The sequence below is a fragment of the Halobacillus seohaensis genome (assembly GCF_042663045.1).
Lineage (GTDB): Bacteria > Bacillota > Bacilli > Bacillales > Halobacillaceae > Halobacillus_A > Halobacillus_A seohaensis.
On sequence record NZ_JBHSZV010000025.1, the window covers coordinates 107458 to 126692 of the forward strand.

The following is a 19235-nucleotide window of genomic DNA, read 5'->3' on the forward strand; positions in this document are numbered from 1 at the left end:
TAAGAATGTAAATCGTATTGCGACAATCATGTCACTAGTTCTGTAAATTAGCTTTTTGTACTTCACAAGTGAACCGTTACTACTTTTCAGTGTAGGGTTCTTTAGTATCACCTAGCAGATGATTCTTCGACTTTTTCCTCAGGTCTATCTCTTCTTAATCTCATTTCTAGTTGCTCTAATGATTTTCCTTTTGTTTCAGGTACAAACTTCCAGACAAAAATGGCCGAGAGAATACTCATAACCCCATAAAATCCATAAGTTAATCCACCACTAAACTCCATCATCATTGGGTATGTAGAAGAAATAAAATAGTTAGCTGCCCATTGAGCCGCAACGGCTATAGCAACAGCTTGTCCTCTAATTTTGTTAGGGAAAATCTCAGATATTAACACCCAGACTATTGGCCCCCACGACATCATAAATGAAGCTGTATAAATAATGATAAAGATAAGTGTTGCAATTCCAATAGTATTAGAAAATGCCAGTCCAGCAACGCCGAACATCCCAACAGTCATTCCGATCGAACCAATAATTAATAATGGTTTCCGACCAAATTTATCTACCGTTAAAATAGCAATTATGGTGAATATCACATTAACTAATCCCATGATAATCGTTTGGAACATCGAAGCGTCACGAGCCGCTCCCATACTTTCAAAAATTCGCGGGGCATAATATAAAGCAACGTTAATACCAACGAATTGTTGAAAAACTGATAACAGAATTCCAACGACTACTACAGTAGCACCGAAGGAAAACAGTTTCCCTTTTTTACTGTCAAAAGAATTATTTATTTCATATAAAGTAGCTTTCGCCATCGTTTTATCATAGATTTTCGATAAAATATTTAATGCCTCATCGTTTTTATTTTGTGAGACTAAATATCTTGGTGTCTCTGGAACCGTAAATAATAGAAGAAGAAATAAAATAGCTGGTATGGCTTCAGATGCAAACATAAATCTCCAACCAATTTCATTTACCCATTCAATGGTTTGACCTCTAGCAATCCCCCAATTCACAAAGTAAACAACTAACATACCAAAAATAATAGCAAATTGATTGAGAGAAACTAACCGTCCTCTTAAATGAGATGGCGCAATTTCCCCAATGTACATCGGAGCGACTGCTGAAGCAAGGCCTACCCCAATTCCACCAATAATTCGATAGATATTAAACACGATGAGTAGTGCATAACTAGGTTCACCTGCAGTAAAGAATAGTAGCTCTGGATAAGCGGATCCTATCGCTGAAAATAAAAATAGTACAGCCGCTAAGATTAGTGAATATTTACGTCCAAACTTTGTCGAAAAATACCCCGACAATAATCCACCAATAATACAACCAATTAATGCACTTGAAACTGTCAAACCGTGAGCAAGTGAACTTAAATCTAGATTATCAGCAAAGTAAGTCTGCAAGGATCCCTCTGCCCCAGAAATCACAGCCGTATCATAACCAAACAATAACCCACCTAATGTCGCAACCAACGTGATTAGCACGATATAAAGACTCTTATGTTTTTTCATATTCTCATGGAGTAGATCAAGTCTACTCCTCCCTCCCCTCTAAAGTAATCGCTTTCAACAAATTTATTGTATCATTTAATTTTGACTTTGTATATTGGGTAAACAAAGTTTAATTTATAGGATTATAGGGGGAGGGATTTTAAAGTGGAAGGGGTGTTCTATAATGAGTGATAAAATTAATTATATTAATTGAGCCGATATTCTTATTAATTAAGCCAAAAACAGTAGGAATTTATCCAAATCTCCATAAAAAAATACCTGATCCCATTAATAGAGTCAGGTACTTTTCATCCTACTTAATTGTTTCTAGTAACTTATAAGCTTCTTCTTTCGTTTCTACATTCAACAAATCTTCTCTAAACTTCTCATCCATTAACTGACGAGATAGCATCTGTAAGATCTTTAAATGATCATCACCTTGTCGTTCTTTTGGTACGGCAATCATGAAGATTAACTTTGCATCAGTTCCGTCCATGCTACTCCAATCCACTCCGTCACGTTTAATACCAAAGACGACTGCTGGTTTCTTTACAGCGTCTGATTTTCCATGTGGAATCGCGATGCTCATGCCAAGTCCTGTTGTACTTTCTTTTTCTCTATTGATAATCGCTTCTTTAAAGTCTGCTTGTGAATTTAGTACATTGTTAGCATCTAGTGTTTGAATTAATTCATCAATCACGTCGTCACGAGTATTTCCTGCTAGATCAATATTGATCAACTCTGGTGTTGTAATGTTAGTTAGTTTAGTTATTTCTTTTGTCTCTGTTACGCGTTCTTCCTGGTTTGGTTCAGTAGATGGAGTTGCTTCATTAACAATTTCACCTGTGGACATACTAGCTACCTCTACATCTTTTTTCAAAAGGTTGACCATAAATGCGGTAACAACTATACCTACAGCAGCAGCAATAAAGAACATGAAGACATTATCCACCGCCCCTAACACAGCCACGATTGGACCACCATGAGCTACCCGGTCCCCAACGCTGCTCAACATTGCAACAACAGCTCCGGTCATTGAACCGACGACAATACTTGGAATTACTCGAAGCGGATCTTGAGCAGCAAAGGGAATAGCACCTTCAGTAATACCAAATAAGCCCATTGTAAAGGATGCTTTTCCTGTTTCACGTTCTGCTTGTTGATACTTTTTCTTGTTAATAAACGTTGCAAATCCCATACCAATTGGTGGAATACAAATGGCTACAGCAATGGCACCCATTATTTCATAGTTTCCTTCAGCAATCATGGCCGCTCCAAACAAGAATGCCACCTTGTTGAACGGTCCCCCCATATCAACTGCAATCATACCACCTAATATTAGAGCCAATAAAACTGCACTTGTTCCTTGCATACCTTCTAACCATGCTGTTAACCCTTCAAAAATTCCTGCAACTGGTGCACCAATCAATAATATAAAGACTAGGCCGACGATTAGTGAACCTACGATCGGAATGAAGATAATCGGCATAACTGGCTGGATGGCTTTTGGTACTTTGAGTTTCTTAATACCTAGCACTACATACCCCGCTAAGAAACCTGCAATAATTCCGCCGATAAATCCAGCTCCCGCATCACTTCCGTAAAAACTTCCATCGGCAGCAATATAGCCTCCAATAATTCCTGGCGCTAACCCTGGGCGATCAGCAATACTATAAGCAATAAATCCAGCTAAAATCGGAACCATGAAACTAAACGATGCAGCTCCTAAACTTTCAATTTGTTTCCAAAACGAATCTTCTGGTATCACAATTCCGTCTGCAGTCTGATTACCTCCAAGGGCTAGCGAAATCGCAATCAACAATCCCCCAACAACGATGAACGGAATCATGTAGGATACCCCATTCATCAAGTGGCGATAAATCGGATTTTCCTTATCCTTTTTATTTTGCTTTACCGTTTCAGCGGATGGCATATCTCCCTTGTAAACGGATACATCTTTGTCAATGATTTTCTGAATTAACTTTTGCGGCTCACGAATACCTTCCTGTACTCCAACGATTAGCAGTGGTTTCCCACCAAATCTCTCTTTGGATACATCTTTGTCACTCGCAATAATGATACCGTCAGCTTCTGCAATTTCCTTTTCAGTTAGTCCATTTTCCACACCAATTGAGCCTTGCGTTTCGACTTTTATGTTTACGCCCATATCGTCGCCTGCTTTTTGTAAATTCTCTGCAGCCATATAAGTGTGGGCAATGCCTACTGGGCAAGCGGTTACAGCTAATATTTTCATAACGTTTCCCCCTCACGTTTAATCTAACTAAAGCATACGCTATTTTTTCTCATAAAAAATAATTCATTTTTACCGCAACTACGGTAATAAATGAATTATTGGGATATAGCTTGTTTAATTTCAGAAAAGTTCTTCGACTGAATCAACTGTCTCACGAGGTGAGGTTGTTCACTAACTCTCGATATTGCCTTCATGAGAGGGCGTGTCAATTTCTGATCTTCCGCAGCAATCGCCAGTAAAAACACGACAGAAACCTCTTCCTGTCCCCACTTGAGCGGCTTATCTAAGATGGCAAATGCGATGGTCGTTTGCTTTACTTCCTCAGGACGAGCGTGAGGAATAGCGATACCTCCACCTATCACTGTTGCGGAAGAACGTTCCCTAAGTAAAACGCGATGTCCAAAAGTTGGTTTGACCTTACCTTTTTCCGTTAATTCGTTAGCGAGTCTTTCGATCAACTTATACCGATGGTCAAGTTGAACACTTGTGAAAGTAAATTGTTCATTAAGGTAATCGTTTAGAGAACTCGTGTCCATACTCTCGTTGTCTGTACGTTCCATCGACTGTAAAAATTGATCCAATTGTTTTTTATCTTTAGATTCAAGGAGAGGAGAGATCACGATATACGGAATATCAGTTATCTCTAACGATTTCGTGGAAATGATAAAATCAACCGATTCTATATGAACTTTATGTCTAACTTCCCGCTCACCTACACAGCATATAATGTTCATACCTTTATATGCTTGCTCAAGCTTTGCCTGCAGTAAGTGTGACATTCCTACTCCTAATTCACATACGATTAATACTCGTTTGGCTGTATCTCTGCGCTTCTCCAATCGTTCCACTGCTGCTTGGAAGTGCAACACTAAATATGCCGCTTCATCCTCTGGAATATTAAGTTCATACTTATGATTTACTTCCTCTAATGCCAAAACGACCATGCTAAACATATATGGATACATCTTTTTGATCTGGTCCAACATCGGGTTGTGAATAGTGAGGCCATAACGTACACGATGAATTGTCGACTCTAAGTGAATATGAAGCCCATCCATGAGTAATCGATCATTTCGGAAATCCATCATCGTCATAATTTGCATTTGAAATGTCAATTGGTCAATCACATCATTCAGCAAAAGATTGGAAACTGAACTTGATGTTCTCTCCTGACGCTTACAGCTAATTAAGTGCCATGTGAAATAAACCTGCTCTTCTTTAGGAAGTTTAAGGCGAAAAGCTTCTCCTAATTGCTGGAAGAACCAATCCGCTATCTCGTACTCCTCAGATTGTAGTACTAAAGTTTGTTCAGTATCCTTCATCGTAATTGAGAATTTTTGTCTCGTACGTTTAATCATCACCAATGCATGAATGAGGAGACTTTCCAATTCTCCGTCCGCAAACGTAAAAGAAAAATGCTGTTGGAGCTGGGTTAATGTTTGGTTAACAATATTTACTTCATAAGAAGGAAATAACTGAAGTACGTAATCTTTCGAGTTCACTGTTGAAGGTACAATTTCTGACAAGTGAGCCAGCGCGTTCCGCTTATCCAGCTCGTTACCAATAACTTTACTACCTAATCTTTGCTTAGAAATGAGTTGCAGACCATAGGACTCCAGCCAACGACTAATAACGTCTAAATCATTTCTGATTGTTGGCTTAGTAGTAAAATAACCCTTTGCCAATTCGTTCATTGTGAGTGCCTTTTCCTCCACAAGCATCCGATAGGTTAGTTCTAAAATCCGATCTTGATCCGACTTCATCTCTGGTTGATAAAGAAGATGAAAGAGCCTGGACTTTTCCTCACCTTCAGCAGAAAGAAAAATACCTTTCCCCGGTTTGCGAACAAGTTGGGCCGTCGACTCCTTCTGTAAAAACTGCTCGATAATTTCCAGGTCGTTTCGCAATGTTTTTTCAGAGCAGTTTAGATCATCGGCTAACGTTTGCACCCGAAAAACACCATTCTTATGGACTAATAATTTTTGTAATAATTCTGTTTGTCTTTCGTTCATTAAAGCTATCATCTCCTACTCACCTAAGTCTATTTTACCGAAGATAACCTTAGGTATACAACATTAGTAAGTTAATTAGTCCCGTAGCCTAACTACCTCTAGCCTAATGTGAGCAGCTTACATAAACTTAAAAAGAAAAAAGCCTTATAGAGCATTCTCTCCACAAGACTTTCATGCTTATTCATTACGGAGCAACAGAAAAAATTTCAGCACTAATAAACTTTTTCTTCATCGTAAACGTTTGAATTATTTCTAATCGATTTCAGTGTCTTCATAACATTATTATGGCCACGTCCGAAATAGTCGTGCAATCTGCTATACTCCTGATATAGTTTCTCATAGACTTCAACGTTTTCTGAAATAGGTTTTATCTTTTCTTCTTTAATTCTAGCCATCTCGTTCGTCGCTTCCACTATGGTATCATATCCGCCTTTTTTAGCTCCTGCTGCTACAGCTCCGAACATAGCAGCACCGACCGCAGGGGTGTGTTTGGAATCAGCAATGGTAATCGGGCGGTTTGTTACATCTGCATAAATTTGAAGTAAAAGTTTATTCTTTTGCGGTAACCCGCCACATACATAAAGTTCTTCGACGTCGATTCCATTAAACTGGAAGGCATCTACAATTTTGCGTGTTCCAAATGCAGTAGATTCCAGCAATGCGCGGTAAATCTCTTCAGGTTTTGTTTGCAGTGTGGATCCTATAATTAAGCCACTTAATTCCGTATCTACTAAAACAGAGCGATTACCGTTCCACCAATCCAAAGCGAGAAGACCTATCTCGCCAGGTCGATACTGACTTGCCTTTTCTTCAAGCCACTGATGGACGTCTATTCCTTCCTTTTCAGCTGCCTCATTTACATAGGAAGGAACAGCCTCATTTACATACCATCCAAATATATCCCCTACTGCCGATTGTCCTGCTTCATATCCATAATACCCAGGAATGATCCCGTCTTCTACAACCCCACACATTCCTTCAATTTCTACTTCCTTATTACCAAGAATCATATGACAGATGGACGTTCCCATCGCCATAACTAATTTACCTGGACTTACCACTCCCATACCAGGAACAGATGCATGGGCATCTACATTACCAACCGCCACCGCTACTCCTTCTGAGAGCCCCATAAGTTCAGCCATCTCTTTTGATAATTCGCCAGCTTTCGTACCAAGAGAAACAACATCTCCTGTTAATTTTTGCTCCACAACATCTTCTAAACGTGGATCGAGATCTCTGAAAAATTCTTTACTTGGAAAACTTTCTTTTTTATGCCATATACTCTTATATCCTGCGGTACAGCTGTTTCTGACAAATTGATTTGTTAATTGTGAAACTACCCAGTCTGTTGCTTCTACAAAACGATCGGCTGCTTGATAGATCTCAGGGGATTCATTCAAAACTTGCCAAATCTTTGGGATCATCCATTCTGAAGATATTTTCCCGCCGTATCGTGATAAAAACTCCTCACCTCTTTGCTCAGCGACCTCATTTAATTGATTCGCTTCACTTTGTGCTGCGTGATGTTTCCATAATTTCACCCAACTATGTGGGTCTTCTTTAAAGTTTTCTTGGAAAGACAGAGGTTCCCCCCGATCATCAATAGGCAGTATAGTACAAGCAGTAAAATCAATACCAATACCAATTATATCCTTTGGATCAACATTCGCTTCTTTAATAATGGATGGTACAGAAACTCTTAAAACTTCTATATAATCTCCCGGATGTTGCAGTGCCCATTCAAATCCTAATTTCACCCCAGAATAAGGTAGTTCGTTGCTTATAACACCGTGCGGATAAGGGGTCACATGATCAGTTATTTCCTCTCCATTCTCTAAAGAGACAAGAACTGCTCTCCCTGACTCCGTTCCGTAGTCGATTCCAATCACAAATCTCCCTTTTCTCATCTTGTTATCCTCCTTTATTATGATTGTCCGTAATAAGCTTTTGATCCGTGTTTTCGCAAGTAATGTTTATTTAGGAGACTTGAGTTTATCGGTCGAACCAAGTCATTTATCTGATACGTATGCAAGGCCATGTTAGCAACTTCTTCAAGTACAACTGCATGATGAATAGCATTCATTGGGTCTTTTCCCCAAGTGAAGGGTGCATGTCCTTTTACTAATACCCCTGGAATTGTCATAGGATCTATATCAATAAACATCTCAATAATCACTTTCCCTGTTTCCCATTCGTAATCCCCATTAATTTCTTCGTCATTCATTTCACGAGTACAAGGAATCGCGCCGTAAAAATAATCAGCATGGGTGGTTCCTAGGACAGGGATTGATTTTCCCGATTGTGCCCAGCTCGTTGCCCAAGGAGAGTGAGTATGTACAATACCACCTATATCTTGAAATTTCTCATACAGGATACAATGAGTCGGAGAATCCGAGGAAGGTTTTCTTTTTCCTTCTATTATATTACCTTCCAAATCAATCACTACAAGATCATCCATTGTCATTTCTTTGTACGGGACACCACTAGGTTTAATGACAACCAAACCTGAATTTCGATCTATGGCACTAACGTTACCCCAAGTAAATGTAACGAGATTGTACTTTTCTAAAGATTGATTAGCTTCTAACACTTCTTGTTTTAAACCTTCCAGCATAATCAACACTCCTTTATCATTCAGGTACCTTCACTTTGAAGTAATTGTTTCTCTCTTTCTTTGAAATAACTAGCTGTTTGATTGACTAAGTAATTCAACTTCTCTCTGTTCGGCTTCGCATACATAGCTGGGTAAGGGTCACCACCTGGTCCTAGTGGTTCGGGTGTTACGAATTTTCCTTCTTGATTAAAGCCTATTAAATATAACGCCATAATAATGCTGTCTACGTCCATTTGACCGTCTCCAAGTGCTCCTCGATTACTATCGGCAACATGTAAATTCACTAATTGATCACCAGCCTGTAGGATAGCTTCTCCAATATGTGACTCTTCTGATTGCATATGATAAGTGTCACCATTAATATGATAAATTCCGTTATGGTTAACCGATTGTATATACTTCTGAGCTTCACTGATTGTATGAACAAAGCTAACCTCTGCTGCACGAACGGGTTCAATAGCTGCATGAATTCCTGTTTCATGAAATCTATCGCCAAGAGTACGAAGGGTCTGTACACTTCTTTCGAATTCCATTTCATCATAAGCATTAGGTCTTCCAACAGCGCCAGGGACAACTAATAAATAATTTCCACCTACTGAATGAGTGAACGCTAACTCTCGTTTAAGATAACTAATAGCCTCTTGTCTCTTTCTAGGGTCATTACTTGAAAGATCATTTTCAGCTGAAAACATCCCGCAAACTCCCGACACCTTCATTTGATGCTTTTCTAAGAGGTGCATAGTCTCGTTGACATCAGATCCTAAATCTTCGCCGTAATGGTTTCCATGTAATTCTATATAATCTATTCCTGCATTCTTTAATCGAAGAATTGAATCTTCTAAATCTTCTAAACCAAACCCCCAATTACTCCAGGATAAGTTCAATTTTTTACGAAATTTTTCAGGATTTTTTTGTTTTTCCTCGAAAAATTTTTGCTTAATTCTATTACTTTTCTGTTGATAATTTTGGTTGTTCATTAGGATCCCTCCAAGACATGTCGATGTAATTGGCCTACGTTATCCATTTAATAAAAAGAGCTCGACCAAACGAATATTTAGTTTGGCCGGCTCTTCTTAAGTTCTCACTACATATTAAAAATCAAAGTCAGCAGCATTTTCTTTCGTATAGTCCGCTGGTGGCCCCATGATGACTGTCTTACCGTCATCTTTCACAGTGATTTCTCCAACGTTCTCAATTTCTTGTCCATCTTCTGGCATTTCACCATTGGCTAACATTTGTCCCAAAGCAACAGACAAGTATCCTAGTTTATTCGGATTCCACAGAACAGCTGTATCTAGTGAGCCATCCTCAAGGAAAGGTGCAGAATCAGTTGGAAGAGCTGAACCTACAACAGAAACTTCATCTTGTAGCCCTTCTTCTTGAACAGCTTGAGCAGCGCCAAGTGGAGCAGGAGTTGAAACAGCTAGAACACCTTTCAGGTCTGGGTATGACTTAATGAGGTCTAGTGTTTTTTGATAAGCAACCTGTTGTTTCTCATCAGTTGGTATTTTCTCTGATACAATTTCGATTCCTGGATAATTTTCATCAAATTCTTTTTGTGCGGCTTCAATCCACAAGTTCAAGTTAGCTGCTGATAACCCACCAGTTAGAATAGCAATTTCACCTTCTTCAGTGCCCATTGCCTCTACTAGCTTTTGAGCCATATGACGTCCAAATTCTTCGTCATCTACTTGCTTTACAGAAAGATCAACAAGGTCTTTGTCAGCAGGCGTATCCCAGTCCATTACTGAAATACCCTCTTCTTTTGCTTTTTCAAGCACAGGCTTCACAGAAGCTGGGTCATTAGGTGCCACTGCAATTACGTCTACACTTTTAGAAATCAAATCCTCGATAACTTTTACTTGAGCAGAAGCATCAGCTTGCGTTGGACCCGTGTATTCAACATTCACACCGAGTTCTTCGCCTGCTTCTATTGCTCCAGTTTCTGAAGCATTGAAATATGGAATACCTACTAGTTTAGGTACAACAGCAATGTCTAACTCACCGCTATCCTCTGCCTCAGTGGAATCGGTGTTATCACCACCATCCCCACTTGTTTCAGAATCTGAACTACCACTATTTCCATCTGATACACAACCTGCTAGGATACCGACTACAAACAATACGGCCACTAAGCTTTTCCAAAAATTCTTCATGATTCTCCCCCTCAAAATAAATTTTATTATTATACCTAAATATCTAGGGTATAAACGAAGTCAATTGTTGCTAGTTTTCATTTAATTATGCTATGCCGCATGACCAGCACTTTTGGCATCTCGTTTTTGCTTAAACTTGTCAGAAAAGAAATTCATAGTTAATACGAGAATTAAAATACTTCCTATAACGACATCAACTAAAGATGAATGGAACCCTAACAAGTTTAATCCATTTCTAATAAATTGAAAGATAAGCACAGCGTATACGGTTCCCATTACTCTGCCATAACCACCGTGTATATTTGTTCCACCTAACACTGCAGCAGCAACGCTTTGTAATAAATAGGAAGACCCTAAGTCTACTTTCACTGAATTGTAACGAGATGTCATGATGATTGCCGAAATAGCAGCCAATAAAGCAGCATATAAATAAACTTTCATTAGCACTTTGCTATTCTTAACACCTGAGAACAATGTAGCAATATCATTACTGCCGTACATGTAAACTCTTCTACCCCAAGTTGTCTTATTAAGGAGGAGTCCCGTCAAGGCGGCAAATACTATGAAAATCACCATCGAAAAAGGGACGATCCCTAAGTAATATCCATTACCTATTAAGCTATAACTATCTGAGAATCCAGAAATGGAACTTCCACTAGTAATCGCTAATATAACTCCCTCAAATAAAACCATAGTTCCCAGTGTTACGAGAATAGGTGATACACCAATCTTCGAAATGACAAACCCATTAAATGCACCACAAGCTAAAGCAAACAGTATAGCGACAATAATTGCTGGTAAAATACCAAATCCATTTGTTAACATAAGGGCAGCGCCTACACCCGAAAGAGCAGCAATATAAGTTATTGATAGATCGATACCACCCGTAACGATGACCACCATCATTGCTATAGCTAAAAGTCCAAATTCTGGTAACTGAAACATCATACTATTAATATTTGTAGAAGATATGAAGCCAGGGGCCACTACGGTCATCAACACAAACGTTCCTAATGCGATTAGCCCCAATATGCTTTCTTTTGAGAGTTTTATGTTCATTTCCGTTATGCCTCCTCAACTTCTATTTTCGCGAGTTTATCTTGAGAACGCTTATAGCTAATTTGATCGTAGGAAACGGCAATAACAATAATGGCGCCAGTTACAACATTCTGCCAATACGTATCAATACGGGCGAGAATCATTCCATTTTGCATAATAGCTAATAAGAGTACTCCCAGTAGTGTTCCATGAATGGATCCGCGCCCACCGTGGATATTGGCTCCACCTAGAACAACAGCTGCAATAACAGTAAGTTCTAATCCTAGCATTCCGTTTGGATCCACTGCTTTGGTATAAGCAGTTTGAGCAATAGCTGCAATCCCAGCTAATACACCCATATAGGCAAAAACAAAGAGTTTAACCTTCTTATAATCAATCCCAACTCGTACGGAGGATTGAGCATTCCCTCCAATTGCTAGGACAGATCGCCCAATTAAAGTATGTTTTAAGATAAACCAAGTACCAATTGCTACTAAACCTAGCAAATATACTAAAATAGGAATACCTAATAATTCAAAGTTGGCAAACGTCATGAAAGAACTCGGGAAATTTGTGCTATTTATATAATTACCGTTCGTTATATACAACACCAAACCAGCAATAATATTTAAGGTTCCCAACGTCACGACAATTGCTGGAATTTCAATTTTTGATACCAATAAACCATTAAACAATCCCATAACCAAGCCAATTAATGGTGCAAATAAAAAGATTAATAGAACAGAAATCCAACTATCCGGTAAAAATTGAAAGAAGTATCCAATTGATACGGCTACAGCTGTTGTCACAGCGGCGACAGATACATCGATATCACTGGTAATGATAATTAACGTCATTCCGATTGCTAATATACCGATTACAGCGTTCCCTTCGATAATATCTAACCAATTTCCTACAGTTAGAAATACAGGGCTTATCGTGGAAAGAATTATACTAACTAAAATAACAATTGCTAGAATGCTCATTTCTTTCTGCTTCAAAATTGCCTTCACAATTCATACCTCCTGACCAAGCTTATCTTCCTCCGATACTTCAACATCAGGTTTGCGCTTTTGTTGCCCTTCAAGTGCATAATTCATAATTTTTTCTTGTGTAGCCTCTCCTACATTCATTTCTCCAGATATTCTGCCATTACGCATGACTACGATTCGATCACTGACGGCTAGCACCTCTGGTAACTCGGAAGAAATCATAATAACTCCTATTCCTTCGTTTGCTAACCTTCTTAACAATTTATGAATTTCTGTTTTTGCTCCGATGTCAATGCCATTAGTAGGCTCATCAATGATAAGAATTTTAGGCTGAGCCGATAACCATTTTCCAATAACAACTTTTTGTTGGTTACCTCCTGATAATTTAGAAGCTGGTAACTCTGGCAACGCAGGTCTGACATCCAAAGATTTGACATATTGGTTGGCCATTTCTACTTCTATATTTCTATCAATCAGTTTAAACTTGTTCCTTAATTTATCTATTATTGGAAGAGACATGTTATTAATTACTGATTGTCCTAAAACAAGTCCTTGGGTCTGCCTTGCTTCGGGAACATAAGCTACTCCTTTTTTAACAGCTTCCTCTGATGAATTAATATTGATTGGTTTGCCATAAAGAGCTAAGCTACCTTCATCTCGTTTGTTGATTCCAAAAATAGATTGGGCTAACTCCGTTCGTCCTGATCCTACCAACCCGGTAATGCCCAGGATCTCGCCTTCTCTCACTTGGAGTGAAATATCTTTAAAGTTCCCTTGCTTAGAAAAATCTTTTACTTCAAATATTACATCTCCAGGTTCTACTTCCGCCTCGTTCTTCTCATAAGTTACTTCACGTCCAACCATTAATTTGATCAACATCGATTCGTCGATATCTTCTATATCATAGGAACCGACGTATTTTCCATCTCGTAGCACAGTGAACCGGTCTGATACTCTGAATAGCTCTCTCAATTTATGACTAACAAAAATGATGGAAATACCTTTCGCACTTAATTTATCAACAATTTTATATAGTTTTTCGACTTCTCCAGAAGATAATGAAGAGGTAGGTTCATCCATTACAATTAGTTTTGAATCAAAGGCTAACGCCCTAGCGATTTCAATCATTTGCTGTTGAGCAATGCTTAATTGCTCTACTCTTGTATTCAGATCAATTTCTATATTCAATTCCTGTAAGGCCTTCTTAGCGGTTTCTTTAATCTTCTTCCAATTAACTTTTTTCCAAGGCATTTTCCCACTGTCATGTCCGATATAAATGTTCTCCGCTACTGTTAAATTTGGAAATAAACTTAAATCCTGATAAATGATTGATACGCCTTTTAACGTGGCATCAATTGGTTTATTGATTTCTGCCTTTTGCCCTTCAAAGTAAAATTCTGCTCCGGGATCCGGTTTATGAAGACCTGCCAGAATTTTGATCAATGTTGATTTACCGGCACCATTTTCTCCAATCAACGCATGGACTTCACCTTTTTTCACTTCTAGTTGAACTTCATCTAAAGCTTTGACACCCGGAAATGTTTTACTAATGTTTTTCATTTCTAAAATAGAATCACTCAATTTGAGAAGCCTCCTTTAGGAAGTTTGATTCTTTTGGTTGAGGATATGACAACCCTCTTTCCTTACAAAACTCTAGTACTTCAGCCTTTGTAGGAAGTCCTGATTGTGCTCCAACTTTTGTTACCTTTAATGCACCTACAATTGAAGCAAAACGAGCAGCTACTTCAATATCATGACCATCTAAAATGCTGCAGGCTAACGCGCCAGCAAATGAGTCACCAGCTCCTACTGTGTCAACGGCGTCCACAGGTATTGATTCTAAGTAAGTCCAATCTCCTTTTTGATAAACAACGGAACCTTTATCAGCCATTTTTATAATGGATTGGTCAACACCCATAGTCTCAAAGGCTCGTGCTGCCCTTAAAGCAGACTCCACATCAATTACATCTATATCCAGCATGTGTTTTGTTTCTTGCCGATTAGGTGTGATAATATCCGCATATTCCAACGCTTTTATTGTAATTCCTTCAGCAGGGGCTGGGTCTAAAATCACATACATGCCTTTCTCTTTAGCTAACTGCATCGACCGAATCACTGTTTCTTGGGGAACTTCCATTTGTACCAGCAAAACCCCACCATCATCCAGTTCTCTGAATGCGCTTTCAACATCATCCACATTTAAATCTTCATTTGCACTTTTTAGGACGAGCATTGTATTCTCAGCCGTTCGATCTATCGTAATAATTGCCGTGCCTGTAGCAAAGGAATCTGATTTTTTAACAAAGCGTGTATTTACTTTATTACTAGTTAGATTCTCAATGAGCTTATCTCCGTAATAATCACTTCCAACGGATCCAATCATATTCACTTCTTTTCCAAGCATCGCCGCTGCTGTAGCTTGATTTGCACCTTTGCCTCCAAATAAATAGTCTATTTTGTTTCCAAATTTTGTTTCTCCTCGTAATGGATAGTCATTCGTCATCGCTACGATGTCAATATTGATACTACCAACAACATTAATACTCATTTTGGGTCAACTCTTTCTTTTTAAGAATTTGTCACACGATTCGAATTAAACTCATTTAGAAAAGTATGCAGTTTTTCTGTTGACTCTTCCAACGATTCATCTTTTTTAAATAAGCAAGATGTGCCGCAAACAAGCATATCTGCTCCTCTCTCTAGTACTTTTGGTATGGTCTCGTAGCTTATGTTTCCATCTACCTGAATCTGAATGTCCAATCCTTGCTCATGAACCATATCTTTTAAACGACTAATTTTATCTAATGTCAGTGGTATAAACTTTTGTCCAGCAAACCCAGGGTTCACAGTCATTAATACTACATAGTCCATCATATCCCACACATAGTCCAAGTGGTTTAGGGAGGAGGATGGATTTAAAGCGACCCCAGCCTGTAACCCTTTATTTTTTATATTTGTTAACGTCCTTTGTAAGTGAATGGTGGATTCAGCGTGGACTGATATCATGTCAGCACCAGCATCAGCAAAGATATCAATATACCTTTCCGGTTCTTCAACCATTAAGTGTGCATCAAATGGCTTATCAGAGTGGGAACGCAAACTCCTAATCATGTCTGGCCCCATCGTAAAATTAGGTGCAAAGTTCCCATCCATGATATCGAAGTGGAAAAAATCAACATTTGATTGGTCTAATCTCACAATTGCATCCCTTAATTCTCCCATATTAGCGCACATTAATGACGGTCCAATTTGTCCCATATATATCCTCCCTCTTTTAAAAGCTCTGTGAAATCAACTTTTAAATTGTTTGTAAATAGCATAGTTCAAAGGAATGCACTTACTTTTTTAATTTTGATAATATTTAATATTTTTATTATAACAACACAAAGTCTGTTTTACAACATTATTTTTGTGGTTTACCAAAATAATGTTTGTGAAACAAAGAACAATCACACAAAAAAGACGAGAAGTCAATTTGACTTCTCGCCAACTATAGTGCGAGTACCTTTTTTATTAAGTTCATTTATTGTATTTATAGATACTTTATTATCAGTAATTAGATAATCGATGATCGACAAATCACATAAACGAAAGAGGGATTTCTCACCAAACTTACTATGGTCAACTAATAAAAATAGCTGATCAGAAATGGATAAAATTTGCTTTTTTACCAATGCTTGGTCTTCATGGATTTCACTTACACCTCTTGTTAAGTCTACTCCTAAACAAGAAAAGAAAAATTTATCTACATGATAATCCTGAACGACTCTTTCGGCAAAATTTCCTACAAGCGACATTGAACTCTCTGAAAGATACCCCCCAATTAGAATCAACCGAATATCTTGTTCATGAGCCAATTCAAGTGTAACCCCAATAGAATTAGTAATTACAGTTAAACTCTTTCCTTTTATGTACTTTGTCATTAGTACACTAGTACTACTAGCGTCAATAGCTATGATGTCTCCATCTTCTACATAAGAAGCAGCTGTGTTTGCAATCATTTCTTTTTCTAGGATATGTTTCGATTGCCGCTTCGGAAAAGGTACCTCGATTCCCTTTTCTACTCTAACAGCACCCCCATGTATTTTCTTAATTAGCTTCCGTTTTTCCAACCTTTCAAAATCTCTGCGTATTGTCTCTTCGCTCACTTTAAACTCTCTACTTAAATCTGATACGCGTACCGTTCCACTTTGATCCACCAAGGAAGCAATATTTTTTTGCCGTTCGTTTAGATTCACTAATGATCCGTTATTGTTGTTTGTATTTTCTTCCATTTTTCTCACGCGCCTTTTATTCTTGAAATTAAAAAACAGAAAAAACCAAATAAAAACATTTATTTTTGTGGTTTTACATTAAAATAATTGGTATATTTGTTGGTTAAAATTGTTGGTTACCACATTTGATTGTTTTGAAATAATGCCACACTTCCATTCTATACCATTTCAAACACCTTTGTAAGCCACTTATACAACTTTTGCTCTTTTGATAGTATATCATTCTTAGTTTCAATACAAAAAACCGCCCTTTATATAGAGTTCTATATAAAGCGACGGTTCTTTATGTTTTACATTAAAATTCTTATCTAGTAAAAGCTGCCGCAACCCCACCATCGACAGTTACCATACACCCTGTTGTTTTACTGGCTTTAGAAGAGGATAAAAATGCAATGGACTCTGCAATATCCTCAGGAAGAATATTCACATTCAAAATCGTCCGCTTACGGTAATGTTCTTCTAAGTCATCAGAATCTATTCCATAAGAAGACGCTCTTTCTTCTTTCCATTGGGAATCCCAAATTTTAGAGCCTCGAATAACAGCATCTGGAAGTACTGAATTAACTCTGATGCCATATTCTCCTCCATCAGCTGCTATTGTTCTAGCAAGATGAACTTCTGCGGCTTTCGCTGTACTATAAGCTGCTGCATTTTTACCAGCATAGATAGAGTTCTTAGAGCCTACAAACACCATATTTCCACCAATCTCTTGTGATTTCATCAGTTTGAACGCTTCTCTAGCAACTAAGAAGTATCCTGTAGCCAGTACATTCATATTTAAATTCCATTGCTCTGTCGTTGTTTCTTCAAATGGGCTAGAACTAGCTAGTCCTGCATTGTTGACAATGATATCTAATCCACCATATGTGAGTACCACATCCTTTAAGGCATCCATGACTTTCTCTTCACTCGTTACATCCATTTTTACGGCCAGTGCACGATTGGCACCATATAACTCATTGATATGGGAAGCTGTATTTCTTGCTCCTTCTTCGTTTATATCTGCTACGATAACATGGGCTCCTTCAGATACTAATCTATGACACACAGCAGTCCCAATGCCTCCAGCTCCCCCAGTTACAAAAGCAATTTTACGAGAGAATTCTGCTTCTGGTGGAGCTAGGCTTAATTTATACAACTCAAGGGGCCAGTACTCTATAGCAAATGATTCTTCTTCGCTTAACGAGACAAATTCACCTAGTACTGTTGCACCCCTCATTACAGAGATAGCACGACGATAAAGGGATTCACTTACATTAGCAGCACTCCAACTTTTTCCCGTATTTATCATTCCTATACCAGGAATTAAAATAACCCGAGGTACTGCCTCAAACATCTCATCCGCTTCATTCTTATTCTGTTCAAAATACGATTTATATTCGTTCTCAAAATCCAGCAACCCATTTTCAACCTTTTCTATTAACTCTTGTTCCCCTTCCTTCTCAGGGTTCCAATCAATAAAAAGAGGTGTTCTTTTCGTATGAACAAGGTGATCAGGACAAGCAGCTCCTACCTTTGATAGTTCTTTTCCCGCATTGCTATTTACAAATTCCAATACATTGTCCTCATCAGTATACGTAGCAATCATTCTTTTCTCAGCACTCACTTTACCTCTTATAACGGGTAATACATTCGCAAGAATATCCTTTCTATCCTGTTGAAAAATTGCTCCTACTTGTGCACCACCAAACATAGAAGTCTCAGATGCCTGCTTATTAATATAATTTTCAGCTTCCTGAATAACCGAAATCGTGTGGTCGTAGCTTTCTTTAGATGTTTCACCCCAAGTAACAAGTCCATGCTTCTCCATAATAACTAAATCAGCCTTTGGATTAGCTTCTACCCCTTCAGCTATCATTTTAGACAGCTTAAATCCTGGACGAATATAAGGAACCCAAACAAATCGGTCTCCAAATATCTGTGCAGCTATTTCTTTCCCATTTGATGCACAAGCAATGCTAATAATCGCATCAGGGTGGGTATGATCTACATGCTTGAAAGGTAAAAATGCATGTAATAAGGTTTCAATGGATGACCTAGGATGCTTCGAATCAATCATACAATGACTCAAATACTCAACCATGTCTTCGTCTGACATATTCTCTTTTTCTTTAAGGGGATGAATATCAGCGAGGTTTAGACCTGTGAAATTTCCATGTTTCATAGTAGCTAAGTCAGATCCACTGCCCTTTACCCACATGACATCAATTTCTTCCCCTTTAAAGTCTTGTTCGATGGTTTTCACTGAAGTGTTCCCGCCACCCCAATTTGCAACAGATCGATCGGAACCTAATAGATTTGAACGGTACACCAATTCATCCAACCCGTTTTTAGATCTTTCTTCATTATCATTCCATAAATTTCGGACCATAAGTCATCCTCCTCTA

General features: G+C 38.3%; 14 protein-coding genes. All 14 read right to left on the reverse strand.

The genetic code is table 11. From position 1 onward, the window contains the following. Nucleotides 1–107: 107 nt before the first annotated feature. The gene (gene xylE / locus ACFQIC_RS10050) at nucleotides 108–1526 is read right to left on the reverse strand and encodes a D-xylose transporter XylE (RefSeq protein WP_204708127.1); all 1419 of its coding nucleotides are present in this window, start codon (nucleotides 1524–1526) and stop codon (nucleotides 108–110) included. A gap of 292 nt (nucleotides 1527–1818) precedes the next feature. Further along, nucleotides 1819–3759, reverse strand: a complete 1941-nt coding sequence (locus ACFQIC_RS10055) for a fructose-specific PTS transporter subunit EIIC (RefSeq protein ID WP_204708128.1) — start codon at nucleotides 3757–3759, stop codon at nucleotides 1819–1821. A gap of 95 nt (nucleotides 3760–3854) precedes the next feature. Beyond that, nucleotides 3855–5771: a BglG family transcription antiterminator gene (locus ACFQIC_RS10060; protein ID WP_204708129.1), complete on the reverse strand. Its 1917-nt coding sequence runs from the start codon at nucleotides 5769–5771 to the stop codon at nucleotides 3855–3857. Between the two features lie 212 nt (nucleotides 5772–5983). After that, a complete protein-coding gene (locus tag ACFQIC_RS10065; protein WP_204708130.1) occupies nucleotides 5984–7681 on the reverse strand; it encodes a ribulokinase in 1698 nt (565 codons plus the stop codon). 17 nt (nucleotides 7682–7698) lie between these two features. Continuing rightward, entirely contained in the window at nucleotides 7699–8388 is a 690-nt protein-coding gene (gene araD / locus ACFQIC_RS10070; RefSeq protein WP_204708131.1) for an L-ribulose-5-phosphate 4-epimerase, read from the reverse strand. A gap of 20 nt (nucleotides 8389–8408) precedes the next feature. Beyond that, nucleotides 8409–9365: a sugar phosphate isomerase/epimerase family protein gene (locus ACFQIC_RS10075; RefSeq protein WP_204708132.1), complete on the reverse strand. Its 957-nt coding sequence runs from the start codon at nucleotides 9363–9365 to the stop codon at nucleotides 8409–8411. 114 nt (nucleotides 9366–9479) lie between these two features. After that, entirely contained in the window at nucleotides 9480–10544 is a 1065-nt protein-coding gene (locus ACFQIC_RS10080) for an autoinducer 2 ABC transporter substrate-binding protein (protein WP_204708133.1), read from the reverse strand. Between the two features lie 90 nt (nucleotides 10545–10634). Next, nucleotides 10635–11603 carry an ABC transporter permease gene (locus ACFQIC_RS10085; RefSeq protein ID WP_204708134.1) on the reverse strand — a complete coding sequence of 323 codons (969 nt, stop codon included), beginning with the start codon at nucleotides 11601–11603 and terminating at the stop codon, nucleotides 10635–10637. Between the two features lie 5 nt (nucleotides 11604–11608). Next, complete coding sequence (locus tag ACFQIC_RS10090; protein ID WP_204708135.1) at nucleotides 11609–12595, reverse strand: ABC transporter permease; 987 nt, start codon at nucleotides 12593–12595, stop codon at nucleotides 11609–11611. 3 nt (nucleotides 12596–12598) lie between these two features. Beyond that, nucleotides 12599–14155, reverse strand: coding sequence for a sugar ABC transporter ATP-binding protein (locus ACFQIC_RS10095; protein WP_204708136.1), 1557 nt, complete (start codon nucleotides 14153–14155; stop codon nucleotides 12599–12601). Beyond that, a complete protein-coding gene (gene rbsK, locus ACFQIC_RS10100) occupies nucleotides 14148–15122 on the reverse strand; it encodes a ribokinase (RefSeq protein WP_204708137.1) in 975 nt (324 codons plus the stop codon). The genes ACFQIC_RS10095 and rbsK overlap by 8 nt, the downstream gene beginning before the upstream one ends. Nucleotides 15123–15142: 20 nt before the next feature. Further along, the gene (rpe, locus tag ACFQIC_RS10105) at nucleotides 15143–15832 is read right to left on the reverse strand and encodes a ribulose-phosphate 3-epimerase (protein ID WP_204708138.1); all 690 of its coding nucleotides are present in this window, start codon (nucleotides 15830–15832) and stop codon (nucleotides 15143–15145) included. A gap of 212 nt (nucleotides 15833–16044) precedes the next feature. Further along, nucleotides 16045–16848, reverse strand: a complete 804-nt coding sequence (locus ACFQIC_RS10110; RefSeq protein WP_204708139.1) for a DeoR/GlpR family DNA-binding transcription regulator — start codon at nucleotides 16846–16848, stop codon at nucleotides 16045–16047. Nucleotides 16849–17152: 304 nt separating this feature from the next. After that, nucleotides 17153–19219, reverse strand: coding sequence for a bifunctional aldolase/short-chain dehydrogenase (locus tag ACFQIC_RS10115; protein ID WP_204708140.1), 2067 nt, complete (start codon nucleotides 19217–19219; stop codon nucleotides 17153–17155). Between the last annotated feature and the right edge of the window lie 16 nt (nucleotides 19220–19235).

Coding starts and splice junctions, on each gene's coding strand:
- ACFQIC_RS10060 (WP_204708129.1), bottom strand. CDS start 5,771: ATGAACGAAAGACAAACAGAATTATTACAAAAATTATTAGTCCATAAG.
- ACFQIC_RS10055 (WP_204708128.1), bottom strand. CDS start 3,759: ATGAAAATATTAGCTGTAACCGCTTGCCCAGTAGGCATTGCCCACACT.
- ACFQIC_RS10115 (WP_204708140.1), bottom strand. CDS start 19,219: ATGGTCCGAAATTTATGGAATGATAATGAAGAAAGATCTAAAAACGGG.
- rpe (WP_204708138.1), bottom strand. CDS start 15,832: ATGGGACAAATTGGACCGTCATTAATGTGCGCTAATATGGGAGAATTA.
- ACFQIC_RS10080 (WP_204708133.1), bottom strand. CDS start 10,544: ATGAAGAATTTTTGGAAAAGCTTAGTGGCCGTATTGTTTGTAGTCGGT.
- araD (WP_204708131.1), bottom strand. CDS start 8,388: ATGCTGGAAGGTTTAAAACAAGAAGTGTTAGAAGCTAATCAATCTTTA.
- xylE (WP_204708127.1), bottom strand. CDS start 1,526: ATGAAAAAACATAAGAGTCTTTATATCGTGCTAATCACGTTGGTTGCG.
- ACFQIC_RS10110 (WP_204708139.1), bottom strand. CDS start 16,848: ATGGAAGAAAATACAAACAACAATAACGGATCATTAGTGAATCTAAAC.
- ACFQIC_RS10075 (WP_204708132.1), bottom strand. CDS start 9,365: ATGAACAACCAAAATTATCAACAGAAAAGTAATAGAATTAAGCAAAAA.
- ACFQIC_RS10085 (WP_204708134.1), bottom strand. CDS start 11,603: ATGAACATAAAACTCTCAAAAGAAAGCATATTGGGGCTAATCGCATTA.
- ACFQIC_RS10065 (WP_204708130.1), bottom strand. CDS start 7,681: ATGAGAAAAGGGAGATTTGTGATTGGAATCGACTACGGAACGGAGTCA.
- rbsK (WP_204708137.1), bottom strand. CDS start 15,122: ATGAGTATTAATGTTGTTGGTAGTATCAATATTGACATCGTAGCGATG.